Genomic DNA, 16,539 nt, shown 5'->3' with positions numbered 1-16,539 from the left:
CATACAACCTGAGTAATTGGTCCAATAACTTATCAGGTTTTACTACCAGTGAAACCCTGTTTTGATCAAAGGATTCTGTAATAACCGCCGTCAGGGAAGAAACTTATAGAACAGTGAAGTGGCGGTCATCGCACCGTCAGGCATCAGCGCATAGCGCGGAATTTCGCCCACTTTTTCCCAGCCACAGCGGACATAGAACTGTTCCGCCCCGCTGCCGGTCGCCGTGTCCAGCACCAGCACCGTCTTACCTACCCGCCGCGCGGTTTGCTCCAGCTCCGCCATCAGCGCGTTGGCAATCCCCAGGCGGCGGGCATTTTGGTGAACCAAAAGTTTGGCCACGTCCGCACGATGGGGCTGGTTTTCCGGTTGGCTGGTGATAAGTTGCACGGTGCCGACGGGACGTTCCTCAGCGTCAAGGGCGGCCAGCACGATGCGCTCCCCGGCCGCCACGCTGTTGGCGACATGTTGCCAGAAGGTCGTCGCCGTCTGCTGACTGAAAGGCAGCATAAAGCTCACCGAGGCGCCGCCGTTCACGCAGCTCGCCAGGATATCGCTTAATGCCGGAAGGTGATGAAGAATATCGTCGCGCGATAACGTGCGCAGTGAAAATGATGTGATCATAAAAGCTCCTTGTTTTTGACCACATCACTATATTTTAACCAAGCATTAACACAAGCATAACACCTATAGGATTTTCTTATGGTGCGCTTTCCGTCAGCGTCGGCATACAGATGCGGTTACGGCCTGTCTGTTTGGCTTTGACCATTTCATCGTCCGCCGCCAGCAGCAGCTGGTTAAACAGCTCGGTAATACGGGCCTGGCCCACCTCGCGTGTCTCCAGCCCCATACTGATGGTCAGGTGGATCGGGTTATGTCCCCAACCGAAAGCTTGCGACTCTACGCCGTGGCGGATCTTCTCCGCCAGCAGGTAACCCTGCTGGGTACTGTCGACCACGGCGGCGACCGCAAACTCCTCGCCGCCGATACGGGCGACCATACCCTGCTCGCCCACCAGTTGTCTGACCTGCTGGGCAAACTGAGTCAGTACGCAATCTCCGCCCTCATGGCCCAGGGCATCGTTCACCCTTTTGAAGCCATCGATGTCCAGCACCATCACCGTCAGCAGTTTATCGGCCGGCAAGGCCTGACGTTTCAGCGCCTCGCTCAGCCCGGAACGGGAATATACCCGGGTCTGGAAATCAAAATCGGCGCGCAGGGCCAGCTGTTTCACCAGCATGTTGATCGCCTCGACGCTGGAGGCGACGATCACCGGACTTATCAGCATCGCCGCGATCCCCAGGCGAGTGGAGAACAGCTGCCACGGCTGCATTCGCGTATCCGGCGAAAAGTGAATTAACGAGTTGGCCACCAGCAGTATCTCGCCGATGCCGGTGAGAAAGGTCAACAGGCAGGTCAGCGGCAGCGGATAGCGCACGGCGCACCAGATCAGGGCCGGTAGCGGGAAGGTAATGCTGCCGGCGCCGCCCACCGCCACGCCGAGGGCAATCGACAGCACCAGCGCCAGCGCGGGCAGCAGCTGGCGAAAGCGAAAACCGCTTAACGCGGAGGGCAACGTCAGGGTCAGAATAAACGGCAGAATAAGCACCGCCGTCGAGAACTGCTCGCTAAACCAGTCCGCCAGCTGGGGAATAAAGGTGGCGCGCTCGACGTCCACCGACCCCAACGCGCCGACCGCTGCGCACAGCAGCGCGGCTAACAGACAGAAACAGAATAAATTAAGCGCGTTAATCGGGCCGGGCATCGAGTCGGCGCGTCGTTTATCCCACAGCACCAGCTGCGCCAGGGTCACAATAAAGACAATATTGGAGAAGTTAATCAGCAATGAGGCAAAGCCCATTCCCCAGCGCGAGGTTAATCCGTCATAGACCAGCATTGCCGCAAAGCAGACGGCATAAAAATAGCTGCGATTAAGCCATACGTAGCGCGCAAAGATCCCGGCCATCACTGCGTTGAGCGGCCAGAAGAAAGAGAGCTCCTGCACCAGACGCAGCATCGCGCCCAGAAAATGCAGCAATAGCGTTAACGTAAATAAGACCAGTGCATCGCGCACGGGTTGTTCTTCACGAAACAGCGTAAATGACCGAATCGACAGTGAAGACATTCAGTAATTATCCGTCTAATTGTTTCAGGCAATTATTATGTTAATAGTTAGTTAGCGGATTATCATAACATGAGAATATTTATCAGGCATACTCCGGCGCCGATCAAATGCAAATTAGCGCACAGACGGGCCATTCATCTGCAGCACCAGCCAGCGGTGGATCACCTGCACAATATAGCGCTGCTCCTGCTCGCTCAGCGCGCGGCCGTGGGGAATGGCGTGCCATTTTTCCAGGCAGCCGCGACAGCAGGTGGCGGTCGCGTGCTGGGCGATAAACACCGGGTGACCGCGCATCGGCGTCTGCTTGCCATCATTGGCCGGCGCGGCGGACGCCAGCCGCTGACGGATAAAATCGGCGGCATGCTGGTCGATGACCTCCGGCCCTTTATCGAGGCAGTATTGCCGCTCTTTCATTCCCAGCCGGAAGCGTGAACGAAACGTCGAACGCGCCAGGCGAGCAAATAATCGATCCTGATCGACCATCAGAACACCGACCTCCCCAGCCGCTGAGTCAGTTTCTCCAGCAGCGCCACGCCGGCCAGGGAGTTCCCCGCCTCGTCAAGCTCCGGGCTCCAGACCGCGATCGCCATCTCCTGCGGCACAATCGCCACAATTCCGCCGCCGACGCCCGATTTCGCCGGCAGACCGACGCGCCAGGCAAACTCGCCGGCGTTCTGGTACATGCCGCTGGTCATCATCAGGGCATTCACCTGGCGGGACTGTATCGGCGCGATAACCGGCGTTTCGAGATGCGGGGCGATGCCGCGGTCGGCGAGAAACAGAAAGGTTCGCGCCAGCTCGACGCAGCTCATCTCCAGCGAACAGTAGTGGAAATAGTTCTGCAGCACGGTGGCGACATCATTATGGAAGTTGCCGAAGGATTTCATCAGCCAGGCGATAGCGGCGTTGCGCGCCGAATGCTCAAACTCAGAGCGGGCCACCAGCGGATCGTAGGCGATATCGGTCACGCCGCTCAGGCGGCGGACAATCTCCAGCATTCGCTGGCGCGGCGCGCTGAGCCGGCTCTGCAGCATGTCGCAGACAACCAGCGCCCCGGCGTTAATAAACGGGTTGCGCGGTTTGCCCTGCTCGATCTCGAGCTGCAGAAGCGAGTTAAAGGGCTGACCGGAGGGATCTTTCCCCACCCGCTGCCAGATCTCCTCTTCCTGATAGTGGTTCATGGCCACCACCAGACTCAATACCTTGGAGATCGACTGGATGGAGAATCGTTCATGGGCATCGCCAGCGGCAAAATGTTGCCCGTCCACCGTACAGATAGCGATGCCAAGCTTATCGCCGCTGACGCTGGCCAGCGCCGGAATATAATCCGCCACTTTACCGCGGCCAATCAGCGGCCTGATTTCTGCCAGAATGGCTTCCAGCATTGCGTTATTGATCACCGTCGCCACACGCGGCTCCTTGCCCACCGTCGAATTTTGGTGGGCGAGTATAGCAGACGAGAACGACGGTCGTCAGGGGCAAACGCAGATTAGCGACGGTCTTTCCAGACGGTCTGCGCATTGCAGAACTCATGCAGGCCAAAATGCGACAGTTCGCGACCAAAACCGCTCTTCTTCACGCCGCCGAAAGCCACCCGGGCGTCGCTGGCGCAGTAGCCATTAAGGAAGACACCGCCGCACTCCAGCTCGCGGGCAAAGCGCTGGGCCTGCGCCTCGTCGGTGGTGTAGACCGTTGCCGACAGGCCAAATTCGCTGTCGTTAGCGAGGGCCAGCGCATGGTCTGCGTCACGGGCGGTGGTCAGGGTCGCGACCGGACCAAACAGCTCCTGGCGGAAGCCGGTCATGCCGGCGGTGACGTTGCCCAGGACCGTTGGCGCATAGTAATTGCCCGCCCCTTCGATTTTTTCCGCCCCCAGCAGCAGGGTTGCGCCTTCATCGAGGGTCGCCGTTACCTGCTGGTGCAGTTCATCGCGCAGATCGAATCGCGCCATCGGCCCGACGTAATTCTGCTCGTCGCGCGGATCGCCCATCTTCAGCGCCGCGACGGCGTCGACAAATTTGCGGGTGAAGGCCTCGGCAATGCCGGCTTCGAGGATAAAGCGCTTCGACGCGGCGCACACCTGGCCGCTGTTCTGATAGCGGCCGGTGACGGCGGCCTTCACCGCTTCATCCAGATCGGCATCGTTCAAAACGATAAAGGGATCGGATCCCCCCAGCTCGAGCACGCATTTCTTCAACGCTGCGCCCGCCTGAGCGCCAATCGCTTTCCCGGCGCGGACGCTGCCGGTGACGGTCACCGCCGCGATGCGGTCGTCATTGATAATCTGCGAAACGCCGTCATTGGTGGCGTTGACCCAGCCAAACACGCCCTCCGGCAGGCCGGCGGCGGCAAAAATCTCGCCCAGCAGGCGGGCGCTGCCCATCACGTTCGGGGCGTGCTTCAGCAGGTAGCTGTTGCCGGCCAGCAGGATCGGCACCGCGCCGCGCAGCACCTGCCAGACCGGGAAGTTCCACGGCATCACCGCCAGAATGGCCCCCAGCGGACGATATTCGATCACCGCCTGGTTATTTTCCACCAGGGTGGCTTCGGTCGCCAGCATCGCCGGGCCATGTTCGGCATACCAGTCGCAGAGATTGGCGGATTTCGCCACCTCGCCGCGAGCCTGAGCAATCGGTTTGCCCATCTCGAGAGTGATCGTCTGGGCCACCTCTTCACCGCGGGCGCGCAGCTCGGCCCCGATGCGGTGCAGCGCGTCGGCGCGTGCGGCGAGCGGCGTCTGACGCCACTGGCGATAGCCCGCCGCGGCGAGAGCGATAGCCGCGTCGACCTCGCGTTCGCTGGCCCACGGCAGCGAGGAGACCACCTCGCCGGTAGTCGGGTTGACGGAGACGGCGTGCGTTGCAGATAAATTCATCGTTATTCTCTCTCTCGTTGCTTGCGAAGTGAACGTATTCTGGCTTACCTTTCCATTCATTGAAAATGAATAATATTAAGCAACGCATTCACAAAAGAAGAATAGTATGGACCTGACTCAGCTAGAGATGTTTAACGCCGTCGCCAGCACCGGCAGCATTACCCAGGCAGCGCAGAAAGTGCATCGCGTGCCGTCCAACCTCACCACCCGCATCCGCCAGCTGGAGGCGGATCTTGGCGTTGAGCTGTTTATCCGCGAGAACCAGCGGCTGCGCCTCTCGCCCGCGGGCCACAGCTTCTTACGCTACAGCCAGCAGATCCTCGCCCTGGTGGACGAGGCGCGAATGGTAGTGGCGGGCGACGAACCCCAGGGACTCTTCTCTCTCGGTTCGCTGGAGAGCACCGCGGCGGTGCGGATCCCCACCACCCTGGCCCACTTTAATCAGCGCTACCCGAAAATACATCTCGCCCTGTCCACCGGCCCCTCCGGGACGATGATCGACGGCGTGCTGGAGGGAGCCCTGAGCGCCGCGTTCGTTGACGGACCGCTGGTGCACCCGGGCCTGGAGGGGCTGCCGGTGTTCCCTGAAGAGATGATGATCGTCGCCCCCTACGGCCACGCGCCCATCGCCCGCGCCAGCGAAGTGAACGGGGCTAATGTCTACGCTTTTCGCGCCAACTGTTCCTACCGCCGGCATTTTGAGAGCTGGTTCCATGCCGACAGAGCCACTCCGGGCCGGATCCATGAGATGGAGTCTTATCACGGGATGCTGGCCTGCGTGATCGCCGGCGCCGGGCTGGCGCTGATCCCGCGCAGTATGCTGGAGAGTATGCCGGGTCATCAGCAGGTTTCCGCCTGGCCGCTGGCGGAAGAGTGGCGCTGGCTCACCACCTGGCTGGTGTGGCGTCGGGGCGCCAAAACCCGCCAGCTGGAAGCGTTTATAGCGCTGCTGAACGAAGATCGGCAAACAGCGGTTTCTCCATAAAGACGCTGAGCGGATCGGGCTGGTAGGGAGCAAACGCGCAGCGGGTCTGATAGCCGTTGCGCGTATAGAGGGTGATGGCCGCATGCTGATGGATGCCGGTCTCCAGGCGCAGAGTATGGCAGTCGCGCTGGCGCGCTTTCGCCTCCAGGGCCACCAGCAGTTTTTCTCCCAGCTGTTGCCCACGATGCTGTGGATCAATATAGACCCGCTTCATCTCGCCAAAACCTTCATCGCTGAGGACGATAGCCCCGCAGCCAACGGCTTCGCCCTGCGGACTGCGGATCGCCAGGGCGATCACTGTCTCCGGCGGCAGTTGACCGAGGTCCAGCAGATGGTTGCTCTCCGCCGGGTAGAGTGTCTCCTGCCAGGCGTCGAGGGCGGCAATCAGGGCGGTAAATTCGGCGTCGGTGGGGGCGATGTCGGTGATGGTATACATAGGTGAGCTCCTTTTTTTACGCCACTGTAGCGTGCCCCGGAACGTTTTCCGCCATAGCATTAACTTATATTGCCGCCCGCCACTTGCGCTAACTAACTGAAACGAAGTAACTTTATCCCCTGCCGTCCGTTTTTGAGACCTGAATATGCGCACCAAAGCCCGTAAAGTGATGATTATTGGCGCCGGTAACGTCGGCGCGTCAGCGGCCTACGCCCTGCTCAACCAGAGCATTTGTGAGGAGCTGATCCTCGTCGACCTTAACCAGCCGCGCGCCGAGGCCCACGCTCAGGACCTCAGCGACGCCGCGGCCTATCTGCCGGGGATGATGACCATCTCCACCCGCGAGGCCAGCGACTGCGCCGATGTCGACATCGCGGTGATCACCGTCTCCGGCGGCGCGCTGCGCCCCGGCCAGAGCCGTCTCGATGAACTGACCACTACCGCGAAAATCGTCAAGAGCATTGTGCCGACCATGATGGCCAACGGGTTTAACGGCATCTTCCTGGTGGCCACCAACCCGTGTGACATCATCACCTGGCAGGTATGGCAGCTCTCCGGCCTGCCGCGCAGCCAGGTGCTGGGCACCGGCGTCTGGCTGGATACCACCCGCCTGCGCCGTCTGCTGGCGCAGGAGCTGAACATTGGCGCCCAGAGCATCGACGCTTTTATCCTCGGCGAGCACGGCGACACCCAGTTTCCGGTATGGTCGCACTCCTCGGTATATGGCACGCCGATCGCCGACCTCTACCAGCAACGCACCGGCCGGCCGCTCGACCGGGAGGCGATGGCCGACAAAGTGCGCAAGCTGGGGTTTGAGATCTACGCCGGCAAAGGCTGTACGGAATATGGCGTGGCAGGCACCATCGCCGAGATCTGCCGCAATATTTTTACCGGCAGCCACCGTGCGCTGGCGGTCTCCTGCATTCTTGACGGTGAGTACGGGGTCAGCGGCGCGGCGGCTGGGGTGCCGGCGGTGCTGGCCCAGGGGGGCGTGGAGCAGATTATCGAACTGCGGCTGGCGGGCGAAGAACAGGCGAAGTTCAGCCAGTCGATTGCGGTGATCAAAGCCAATATCGCGCGTCTGCCCTGACGGCAGACGGCGACGTCTGGATCATTCGGCAATGATCAGCTGAGGGGAAAGGATCACCAGCGCCTCGCGGGTCGCTTCCGGCAGGTGGCCGTCGGTGACGATATCGGTCAACGACTCCAGCGGGGCAATGTTGAAGAGTGACCAGGCGCCGTATTTGGAGCTGTCCGCCAGCAGAATGCGCCGGCGAGCATTGGCCATCAGATCGCGTTTCAGGGCGGCCTTCTCCTCCGTCGGGGCGGTGATCCCTTTCTCAAGGTCCCAGCCGTTGCAGCTGACGAAGGCGAGATCGGGCCAGATGGTCTGCAGCAGGCGGCGGCCGTGATCGCCGATGCACGACTGGCTGCTGTCATCGATGCGCCCGCCGATAATCGTCACTTCAATCTGCTTAAATTCCGACAAAAACAGGGCGATATGTAAATCGCTGGTGATCACCCGCAGCGGCAGATGGGTGATCTGCCGCGCCAGCTCAATCATGGTGGTGCCGGCATCGAGCACAATGGCGTCGCCGGCTTTCACCAGCGCTGCCGCCGCGCTGGCGATCGCCTGCTTTTCCAGCGGGCTGCGCTGGGCTTTCTCCAGCGTCGTCGGCTGGGCAGGAATAAACCGGTTCAACGTCACCCCGCCGTGCGTGCGGCTGATCACCCCTTCCTGATCGAGTTTGATCAGGTCGCGGCGAATGGTGGCTGGCGAGGCGTTGGTCGCCGCCACCAGCTGGTCGACTGTCACCAGATTATGGCTTTTCAGGAAGTCCATAATCTGCTCTAACCGGTTATATCCCTTCATGTTATTCCTGCGCGATGTGCATGGCGAGCTCAATGGAGGTTGCCATGCTCTCAGACTTCGCTTTACCTGTCCAGGCAATATCAAACGCGGTGCCATGATCCGCAGAGGTGCGGATAAACGGCAGCCCGGCGGTGATATTGACCCCATCATAGAATCCCAGCAGCTTCAGCGGAATATGCCCCTGGTCGTGATACATCGCCACGACCATGTCGTACATCCCCTCATGACACTGCATAAACACCGTGTCCGGCGGACAGGGGCCGGTTACCTCCACTCCCTGCTCCCGCATGGCGGCAACCGCGGGGGCGACGATGCGGATCTCTTCATCACCAAACAGGCCGTTCTCCCCGGCGTGCGGGTTCACGCCGGCGACCGCAATGCGCGGACGCTGATAGCCGACGCGGCGCAGAAAGCGATCCGCCACGCCGATCACTGTCTCGATCCGCGGCTGGTTGAGGGTGTCAAGGAACTGGCGCAGGGCGATATGGGTGGTGATATGGATAACCTTAAGCTTTTCGGTGTACAGCACCATGGCGTAATCGGTGGTTTGCGTCAGGTGGGCCAACAGTTCCGTATGACCGGGAAAAGCATGCCCCGCCAGATGCAGCGCCTCTTTATTCAACGGCGCGGTGGCGATGGCCGCGACGGCGCCCTCCAGCGCGAGGCGGGTCGCCCGCTTAATGCAGCGAAACGCCAGATCCCCGGCCTGGGCCTGCACTTCGCCAGGACGCAGCCCCTGCGGGTCGCTCAGCGGCTCATCGATGACGTTAATCGTCGCCGGGGCAAAGCTTGCCTCGGCGGGATGGTCAATGATGCGCAGCTCCGCCCGCGGGGTGATGTTCAACGCCAGGATACGCCGCAGCGTCTGCGCGCAGCCCACCACCACCACCGGCGCGCCGTTCAGCGCCCCTTCGGCGAGGGATTTGATAATAATCTCCGGACCAATCCCTGCCGGGTCGCCCATTGTGACTGCAATGATGTTAGACACTCAGTTTCTCCTCAATAAAATTCACAACATGTAATAGCGTGGTGTCGGTGCCGAATCCTCCGGCTTTAGTCATCACCGGCCGCGACCAGCGGCCGCCGAGGAAGTATCCGTATGGGACGCACTCCGCGACCCGGCCGCGGATCTGAAAACCGCTGGCGCCGAGCGCCTGAGCCACGGCGATGGCCACATCGCCACCGGAGAGATACAGCGCGCCAGGGGGGCACAGCGCCACCGCCTGTGCCGTAACGTCGGCAAGCCAGGCGCAGATGTGCTCCCCGTAGGCCGCACGGCTGAGACCGCGTTCGCGGCACTGGGCTTCAATCCCGTGCCGGACGGCGTTATTCGGGCGGGTGGTCACCACGCAGTGATCACCCTCACGCAGCACCTCGGCGATCCGCGAGGCTTCCTCCTTCGGCGATCCGCTAAAGGCCTGTTCGACATCAATTTCGATCTTTCTCACTCGGGAATGAGCCTGCAGCGCCGCGACCTGGCGCTGCGCCATCTCGCTCATCGAGCCGACCACCGCCAGCAGCGGCCCCTGCTCGCTGCGGCGCAGGCGGCGCGCCAGCGCCTCGCAAAGGCCTGCCGAGCCGACCAGCAGGGTCTCCTGCGCATGAGGAGCGACGGCGTCAATGACCTGATCCAGATGACGCTCTTCCCAGGCGTCGATAATCAGTACCTGCCTCGCATCGCCTGCCGTCGCTAACGCTCCCGGAAGCTGGGCGGCGCTCAGCGACCGGCTCGGCAGCCGGCTCTGCATGGCGAGAATGCCGGCAATATCCGCCCGGCTAACCGGCGTCTTCGGATCGCTGGCAAATTCGGTGTGATCGAGGGGTATCCCGTGTACATAGCAGCGTCCGTCCCGGGTATGCCGCCCGGCCGCCGGGTAAGCCGGCGCCACAACCGCCACCCGGCAGCCCTGCGCCGTCATCATCGCTTCCAGTTCGGCGCCGGGGTTGCCGCGCAGCGTGGAGTCGATCTTCTTTATCTGCCAGCGCGGGGCGAATCGCGCCGCGCCGCGCAGCAGAGCGGTGACCTTGTCGGCGGCCGCGCCGGCGGTCATCGCCCGGCTGTCGCTGTTGAGTATTAACGCCCGGGCGGATGACGCCTGCCCGGCGGAGAATGCCACTTCTACCGACATGCCCGCCTCCGCCAGGCTGACCCCGGCGTCATTGGCTCCGGTAAAGTCATCTGCCAGCACCAGCACGCTGTTATTGCCGTCTTTCATTGTCCTGCCTTGTGGTCGTTGTAAACGTTGCAAATCTGAATTTGATTATATTCAATCATATTTGATTAAATGTGAGCAAGCTCAAGTTATTAAACCGCCGTATAAATTATAACTTTTCCCCACCAGACGAGTAGAACGACTCGTGAATGATTGAATTCAATCAACCACTACCAAGGAGAAACGCGTGGCGACGATACACAGCACGATCATCAGCGGGGCTGGCGCCTCATCGGCCCTGCTCCCGCTGCTGGCAGATAAAACCCGTATCCTGCTGGTGACCGACAAGAACGTCGGGGCGCTGGAGGCGACCCGGGCGATCCATCGCCTGCTGGCGGCTGACGGGCGCCAGGTTGAGGTCATTAACAGTGTGCCTGCCGAGCCCAGTCATCAGGATGTGGCGGAGATCGTCAGCCAGCTGGGCGCTTCTCAACCGCAGATGGTCGTCGGCATTGGCGGCGGGAGCGTACTGGACGTGGCGAAACTGCTGTCGGTGCTGCTGCATCCGCAAGCCCCCACTCTGACGGCCCTGCTGGCGGGTGAACAGCCGCAACGACGGCTATGCTCCCTGCTGATCCCTGCCACCGCCGGGACCGGCTCCGAAGCAACGCCGAACGCTATTCTGGCGATCCCCGAGCAGCAGACCAAAGTGGGGATCATCTCCCCGGTGCTGCTCCCGGACTACGTCGCCCTGCTGCCGGAGCTGACCACCAGCATGCCGGCCAGCATCGCAGCCTCGACCGGGATCGATGCTCTGTGCCATCTGCTGGAGTGTTTCACCTCCACCGTGGCCAACCCGGTAAGCGATAACGCGGCGTTAATCGGTTTACACAAGCTGGTGCGTCATATCGAACGCTCGGTGGATCAGCCGCAGGATCTGACGGCGAAGCTGGAGATGCTCTGGGCCTCGTGGTACGGCGGCGCGGCGATCAACTATGCCGGCACCCATCTGGTGCATGCGCTCTCCTATCCGCTCGGCGGCACCTGGCACCTGCCGCACGGGGTGGCCAACGCCATTCTGCTGGCGCCCTGCATGCGGGTGGTCCGCCCCCACGCGGTGGCGAAGTTCGCTCAGGTCTGGGATCTGATCCCCGACGCGGACCTCACCCTCAGCGAGGAAGAGAAATCCCATGCGCTGGTGGCATGGCTGGCGGCGCTGGTCAAACGCTTACCGCTGCCCGATAACCTCGCCGCGCTCGGCGTTCCCGCAGACAGTATCCCCGCCCTCAGCGCGGCGGCGCAGAACGTTAAGCGCCTGATGAATAACGCCCCCTGCAGCGTCAGCCGTGAAGAGATCGCGGCTATCTACCAGACGCTTTTTCCGGAACATGCCTAACAGGAGAAAATCAAATGAGGAAAGCCATTAGCGGCGTACTCACCGCCATCGTTACCCCCTTTACCACCGAGGGAGCCCTTAACCTGCCAGCGCTGCAGCAGCAGGTGCAGCGCCAGATCGCCGCGGGCAACGGCATATTCTGCGGCGGCACCAACGGCGAGTTTTTTGTCCTCAATGAGGAAGAGAAGATCGCCGTCGCCAGAACCTGCGTGGAGGCGGCCGCCGGTCGCGCGCCGGTGGTAGCCCACATCGGGGAGGTTTCCACCCGGGAGACCCGCCGGCTTGGCCAGCAGATCGCCCGCCTCGGGGTTGACGCGGTATCGGCCATTACCCCGTGGTTCGTGCCCCTGAAGCAGGAAGAGCTGATAAACCACTATACGGCGATCGCCGACGCCCTGAGCGTCCCGCTCTTTCTTTACAACATTCCCGCCCGCACCGGTAACACCCTTGCGCCGGAGACAGCGCGTAAGCTGGCGCAGCACGACAATATCATTGGCATCAAGGATAGCGCCGGCAGCTACGACAGTCTGAAAGGATTTCTTGACGCGGTACGCGACATTGACGGTTTCGACGTTCTCAACGGCCCGGACTCGCTTATCCATCAGGGGTTTGTCGACGGCTGCTCAGCCTGCATCTCGGGGCTTGCCAACGTCGCGCCTGCCGAGATCAACGCTATCTGGTCGCTGTTCCATGCTGGAGATATCGCCGGATCGCGCCAGGCGCAGGAGCGGGTAACGGGCCTGCGCACCGACCTGTACAACGTAGCGTTCTCACCCGCGGCGGTGAAAAAAGCGCTGCAGCTGATGGGCCATGAGGTGGGCGACAGCCGCTACGCGGTGCAGTTTAGTGACCAGCAGCTGCAGGAAATACGCGGCATCATTGCCCGTTATTTAGCGTAATACCCGCTGCGTTTCGTAAATAAAACAGACCGGGTACCGCCGTACCCAGGATTCGTACGCCCAGAGAGAGGCTAAGATGAATCATTTTACCGCTGAAGATACCTTTATTATTGTCGGCATTGTCATTGCCTATATTCTGTTTACCACCTGGCTGACATTCCGTATTCGTAGTAAGAATTCCGGGGATTTTATGGAAGGCTCGCGCGCCATGCCGGCCTTTATTGTCGGTATATTACTGATGTCGGAATATATTGGTGCCAAATCAACCATCGGTACCGCTCAGGCCGCCTTTGAGAGCGGAATTGCCGCCTCATGGTCCGTGCTGGGGGCGGCCATCGGCTTCCCGCTGTTCGGTTTGATTCTGGTAAAGCGCATCTATAACACCGGGAAAATCACCATATCCGGGGCTATCGCTGAGAAATATGGCACCAGTACCAAAAATATTATCTCCCTGATCATGATTTATGCGCTGTTGCTGGTTAACGTGGGCAACTACGTCAGCGGCGCCGCGGCTATTTCCACCGTCTTAAAAGTCAACTTACCCGTGGCCGCCTTTATTACCGCCATCGTCAGTACCTTCTATTTCGCCTTCGGCGGCATGAAAGGCGTCGCCTGGGTCACCATGTTACACAGCGCGTTAAAATACGCTGGTCTGCTGATCATTCTGGGTTTTGCTCTATCCAAAACCGGCGGCTTCACGCCGATGATTGAGAAGATGCCGGATTACTACTGGACGTGGGATGGCAACATTGGCGCTGGCACTATCTTCGCCTGGCTTATCGGCACTATCGGCTCCATCTTCTGCACCCAGTTTGTTATCCAGGCGATCAGCTCCACCAAAGACGTCCGGTCAGCAAAGCGCTCCACGTGGATCGCCTTCTTTTTCTGCCTGCCCATCGCCCTTGCCATCGCCATCATCGGCGTGGCGGCGAAGTATCTGCATCCGGAAATCAACAGCCTGTACGCCCTGCCGGTATTTCTGCAGGACATGAATCCCTGGCTGGCGGGACTCGTGACAACGTCACTTGTGGCCTCGATATTCGTCAGCGTAAGTACCGTTGCTCTGGCCATTGCCTCGCTGGTGGTGAAAGATTTCTACGTGCCATGGCGTAATCCGACCCCGGACCAGGAGTTCAGAGCCACGCGCTGGGCATCGTTAATTATCGGCTTCCTGCCGCTGATCTTTGTGCTGCTGGTGCCGGAAGTGCTGAAACTCTCCTTCTTCACCCGCGCCATCCGCCTGTCCATTACCGTAGTAGCGGTCATCGCCTTCTATGCCCCCTTCTTCAGGAGCACCCGCGGCGCCAATGCCGGTCTGATCGGCGCCTGCGTGGTGACCTCCGTCTGGTATTTACTTGGCGATCCGTTCGGCATCAATAACATGTATATCGCCCTGGCGACCCCGGCGATCATTATGGTCATCGATCGCCTGATCCCGAATAAATCACAATCATCCCCTGCCCCTGTTGAGCAACGTGGAGTCTAAAACATGTCCGCAATTCCTTCTTTCGACGGCGTCATTCGCCAGCACCAGCAAGATGAACATATCGCATGGGCGATGCTCCCCAACGCCTGCCCGCAAAATCATGCCGCCAACCTGCTTCAGCTGGATGATGGCTGCCTGATGTGCGTCTGGTTCGGCGGCTCCCAGGAGGGGAAAGCCGACATTTCGATCTGGGGTTCGCGGTTAGCCCCCGGCAGCGATCGCTGGAGCGAAGCGGTTAAGCTCTCCGACGATCCTGACCGCTCGGAACAAAATCCGGTGCTGTTTCAGGCGCCGGACCATGTAGTGTGGCTGTTATGGACGGCGCAATTCGCCGGCAACCAGGATACTGCCATTGTGCGCTACCGCCAGTCACACGACGGCGGGCAAAGCTGGGGACCCATCGATACCCTGTTGGATCAGCCCGGTACCTTTATTCGCCAGCCGATTAGCGTCATGCCTGACGGCAGCTGGCTGCTGCCGGTGTTTTACTGCCGCACTGCACCCGGCGAGAAATGGGTGGGTAACAATGACGTCAGCGCGGTGAAGATCTCCTCCGACGGCGGCAGAAGCTGGCGCGACGTGGCGGTCCCGGAGAGTCTTGGCTGCGTCCATATGAGCATCACCGCGCATCCCGACGGCGGACTGGCGGCCTTCTTTCGCAGTCGCTGGGCGGATCACATCTGGTTCAGCCGCTCCAGCGACCAGGGTGAAAGCTGGTCTGCGCCGGTGCCAACGACGCTGCCGAACAACAACTCGTCCATTCAGGCGACGACTCTCGACAATGGCGAACTGGCGCTGGTGTTTAATAATATGAGCGCCGCCGGGGCCACCGAACGCCGAGCCTCACTGTACGATGAAATTGCGGATGACGATGGCCGTAAGGAGCCGGAAACAACCGGAAAAAGCGCCTTCTGGGGCGCGCCCCGCGCGCCGATGACGGTGGCGATCTCGCCTGACGGCGGCAAAAGCTGGCCGTGGCTGCGTAATCTTGACGAGGGCGACGGCTACTGCATGACCAATAATTCGGAGCAGAAGCTGAACCGGGAGTTCTCCTACCCCAGCATCAAACAGGGAGCAGACGGTAATTTGCATATCGCCTACACCTGGTACCGCCAGGCGATCAAGTATGTTCGCGTTTCGCCACAGTGGGTGAAAGGAGAAAGCGCATGATTATCGGTACCCTGCAGGCGCTGCACCAGGCTGGTCTGCCGCCGGCGTTAAAGCAGCTTTTGAGCAGCGAGGCCTGTTCGCTGGCCGCACTGAGCGCCAGAGAGGATGGCCGCTTCCAGCCCGACGGCGCGCCGTGGTTCTGCACCCTCGGCGTGGCGCAAACCCAGCCTGCGGCCGAGCGGCATACGGAATATCATCGCCAGTGGGCGGATATTCAGGTCATCCTGGCCGGCGAGGAGCGGATCCAGGCGGGCATGGCTGCCGTGATGCGCCCGCAGGATAATGAGCTTAAGCCCGACCTCTATCTCTGTCAGCCGGCCCCGGAGAGTGTCTCTATTCTGCTGCGTCCCGGCGACTTCGCGGTCTTTTACCCCGGCGAACCGCACCAGGCGCTGTGTGCGGTTTCGACGCCAGCGCCGGTCAGAAAGGCGGTATTCAAGATACCGGCAGCGATGCTGGAGGCGCAATGAAGCGGGCCATAGTCACCGGGGCCAGCTCCGGGATCGGCGCCGCGGTGGTGAGGCAATTGCTGGAGGACGGCTGGCAGGTGGTCGGCATGAGCCGTTCGCTGCCGCCCTTCTCACAGCCGAACTTTCGCCATCTGGAGATCGATGTCAGCCAACGCAGCGCGCTGCTGGCGGCGCTGGAACAGATTGAGCCTCCTCAGGCCATCATCCACGCCGCGGGTTCGATGACCGCCGCGCCCCTGGGCAATCTTGATCCACTGCGCGGCGAGTCGCTGTGGCGTTTACATGTCGACGCGGCCCAAACGCTGGTCAATCACTTCGCCCCGGCCATGGCGCCGGGCGGGAGGGTTGTTCTGCTGGGAAGCCGAACATCACGAGGTGCAGCGGGTCGTTCCCAGTATACGGCCACCAAAGCCGCGCTGGTCGCCCTTGCCAGAAGCTGGGCGGCAGAGCTGGCGCCCGCTGGGGTGACGGTCAACGTGGTGGCGCCCGGGGCAACCGATACGCCGATGCTCCATCAGCCTGGTAGGGAAAGCTCTCCGCCGCGGCTGCCGCCGCTGGGGAGGCTCATTACCCCGCAGGAGGTGGTCTCGCTGATAAGCTGGTTATTGAGTGAGGGCGCATCGGCGATGACCGGACAGGAGCTGGTGATGTGCGGTGGCGCCTCCCTTGCCTGA

Annotated in this window: 17 protein-coding genes; 8 read left to right on the top strand and 9 right to left on the bottom strand. The window is 61.1% G+C overall.

From position 1 onward, the window contains the following. Positions 1 to 90 precede the first annotated feature (90 nt). From ABLV04_RS19885 to sad, 5 genes are all read right to left on the bottom strand, one after another. The gene (locus tag ABLV04_RS19885) at positions 91 to 621 is read right to left on the bottom strand and encodes a GNAT family N-acetyltransferase (RefSeq protein ID WP_023289640.1); all 531 of its coding nucleotides are present in this window, start codon (positions 619 to 621) and stop codon (positions 91 to 93) included. A 76-nt stretch (positions 622 to 697) separates the two neighbouring features. Further along, positions 698 to 2,122 (bottom strand): GGDEF domain-containing protein, encoded by a 1,425-nt coding sequence (locus ABLV04_RS19880; RefSeq protein WP_065812512.1) that lies wholly within the window; start codon positions 2,120 to 2,122, stop codon positions 698 to 700. Between the two features lie 114 nt (positions 2,123 to 2,236). Then, the gene (locus tag ABLV04_RS19875) at positions 2,237 to 2,605 is read right to left on the bottom strand and encodes a DUF4186 domain-containing protein (RefSeq protein WP_023289638.1); all 369 of its coding nucleotides are present in this window, start codon (positions 2,603 to 2,605) and stop codon (positions 2,237 to 2,239) included. Next, on the bottom strand, positions 2,605 to 3,531 hold the full coding sequence (glsB, locus tag ABLV04_RS19870) for a glutaminase B (protein WP_180265949.1): 927 nt from the start codon (positions 3,529 to 3,531) through the stop codon (positions 2,605 to 2,607). The genes ABLV04_RS19875 and glsB overlap by 1 nt, the downstream gene beginning before the upstream one ends. Before the next feature lie 80 nt (positions 3,532 to 3,611). Continuing rightward, positions 3,612 to 4,997: a succinate-semialdehyde dehydrogenase gene (sad, locus tag ABLV04_RS19865; RefSeq protein WP_180265950.1), complete on the bottom strand. Its 1,386-nt coding sequence runs from the start codon at positions 4,995 to 4,997 to the stop codon at positions 3,612 to 3,614. A 106-nt stretch (positions 4,998 to 5,103) separates the two neighbouring features. Here sad and ABLV04_RS19860 point away from each other — a divergent pair, with 106 nt between their 5' ends. Further along, positions 5,104 to 5,982, top strand: a complete 879-nt coding sequence (locus ABLV04_RS19860; protein ID WP_023289635.1) for a LysR family transcriptional regulator — start codon at positions 5,104 to 5,106, stop codon at positions 5,980 to 5,982. Here ABLV04_RS19860 and ABLV04_RS19855 read toward each other — a convergent pair. Beyond that, a complete protein-coding gene (locus tag ABLV04_RS19855) occupies positions 5,936 to 6,418 on the bottom strand; it encodes a GNAT family N-acetyltransferase (RefSeq protein WP_050534211.1) in 483 nt (160 codons plus the stop codon). The two genes, ABLV04_RS19860 and ABLV04_RS19855, sit on opposite strands and share 47 nt — an antisense overlap. A 145-nt stretch (positions 6,419 to 6,563) precedes the next feature. On the opposite strand from ABLV04_RS19855, the gene ABLV04_RS19850 reads away from it, so the two are divergent. Next, a complete protein-coding gene (locus tag ABLV04_RS19850; protein ID WP_180265951.1) occupies positions 6,564 to 7,508 on the top strand; it encodes an L-lactate dehydrogenase in 945 nt (314 codons plus the stop codon). Between the two features lie 21 nt (positions 7,509 to 7,529). On the opposite strand, the gene ABLV04_RS19845 is transcribed toward ABLV04_RS19850, so the two are convergent. The 3 genes from ABLV04_RS19845 to ABLV04_RS19835 are packed head-to-tail and all read right to left on the bottom strand — an operon-like array spanning position 7,530 to position 10,507. After that, positions 7,530 to 8,291 carry a DeoR/GlpR family DNA-binding transcription regulator gene (locus ABLV04_RS19845; protein WP_124074076.1) on the bottom strand — a complete coding sequence of 254 codons (762 nt, stop codon included), beginning with the start codon at positions 8,289 to 8,291 and terminating at the stop codon, positions 7,530 to 7,532. A 1-nt stretch (position 8,292) separates the two neighbouring features. After that, positions 8,293 to 9,279: a D-threonate 4-phosphate dehydrogenase gene (locus ABLV04_RS19840; protein ID WP_180265952.1), complete on the bottom strand. Its 987-nt coding sequence runs from the start codon at positions 9,277 to 9,279 to the stop codon at positions 8,293 to 8,295. Continuing rightward, positions 9,272 to 10,507 (bottom strand): four-carbon acid sugar kinase family protein, encoded by a 1,236-nt coding sequence (locus ABLV04_RS19835; protein ID WP_023289630.1) that lies wholly within the window; start codon positions 10,505 to 10,507, stop codon positions 9,272 to 9,274. The genes ABLV04_RS19840 and ABLV04_RS19835 overlap by 8 nt, the downstream gene beginning before the upstream one ends. A 184-nt stretch (positions 10,508 to 10,691) precedes the next feature. Here ABLV04_RS19835 and ABLV04_RS19830 point away from each other — a divergent pair, with 184 nt between their 5' ends. The 6 genes from ABLV04_RS19830 (at position 10,692) to ABLV04_RS19805 (ending at position 16,539) form a co-directional block, all read left to right on the top strand. Continuing rightward, on the top strand, positions 10,692 to 11,840 hold the full coding sequence (locus tag ABLV04_RS19830; RefSeq protein ID WP_101861576.1) for an iron-containing alcohol dehydrogenase: 1,149 nt from the start codon (positions 10,692 to 10,694) through the stop codon (positions 11,838 to 11,840). A 14-nt stretch (positions 11,841 to 11,854) separates the two neighbouring features. After that, positions 11,855 to 12,739, top strand: a complete 885-nt coding sequence (locus tag ABLV04_RS19825) for a dihydrodipicolinate synthase family protein (RefSeq protein ID WP_180265953.1) — start codon at positions 11,855 to 11,857, stop codon at positions 12,737 to 12,739. A gap of 76 nt (positions 12,740 to 12,815) precedes the next feature. Beyond that, positions 12,816 to 14,225: a sodium:solute symporter family protein gene (locus ABLV04_RS19820; RefSeq protein ID WP_032452778.1), complete on the top strand. Its 1,410-nt coding sequence runs from the start codon at positions 12,816 to 12,818 to the stop codon at positions 14,223 to 14,225. 3 nt (positions 14,226 to 14,228) lie between these two features. After that, complete coding sequence (locus ABLV04_RS19815; protein WP_180265954.1) at positions 14,229 to 15,395, top strand: exo-alpha-sialidase; 1,167 nt, start codon at positions 14,229 to 14,231, stop codon at positions 15,393 to 15,395. After that, complete coding sequence (locus ABLV04_RS19810) at positions 15,392 to 15,865, top strand: YhcH/YjgK/YiaL family protein (protein WP_048297479.1); 474 nt, start codon at positions 15,392 to 15,394, stop codon at positions 15,863 to 15,865. The genes ABLV04_RS19815 and ABLV04_RS19810 overlap by 4 nt, the downstream gene beginning before the upstream one ends. Next, the gene (locus ABLV04_RS19805) at positions 15,862 to 16,539 is read left to right on the top strand and encodes an SDR family oxidoreductase (RefSeq protein WP_180265955.1); all 678 of its coding nucleotides are present in this window, start codon (positions 15,862 to 15,864) and stop codon (positions 16,537 to 16,539) included. The genes ABLV04_RS19810 and ABLV04_RS19805 overlap by 4 nt, the downstream gene beginning before the upstream one ends.

Origin of the sequence: Klebsiella sp. JN_Kp127 (genome assembly GCF_040062505.1) — a bacterium.
Lineage (GTDB): Bacteria > Pseudomonadota > Gammaproteobacteria > Enterobacterales > Enterobacteriaceae > Klebsiella > Klebsiella quasipneumoniae.
Note: the sequence above shows the minus strand (reverse complement) of the source record. Positions and strands in the feature narration are given on the sequence as shown.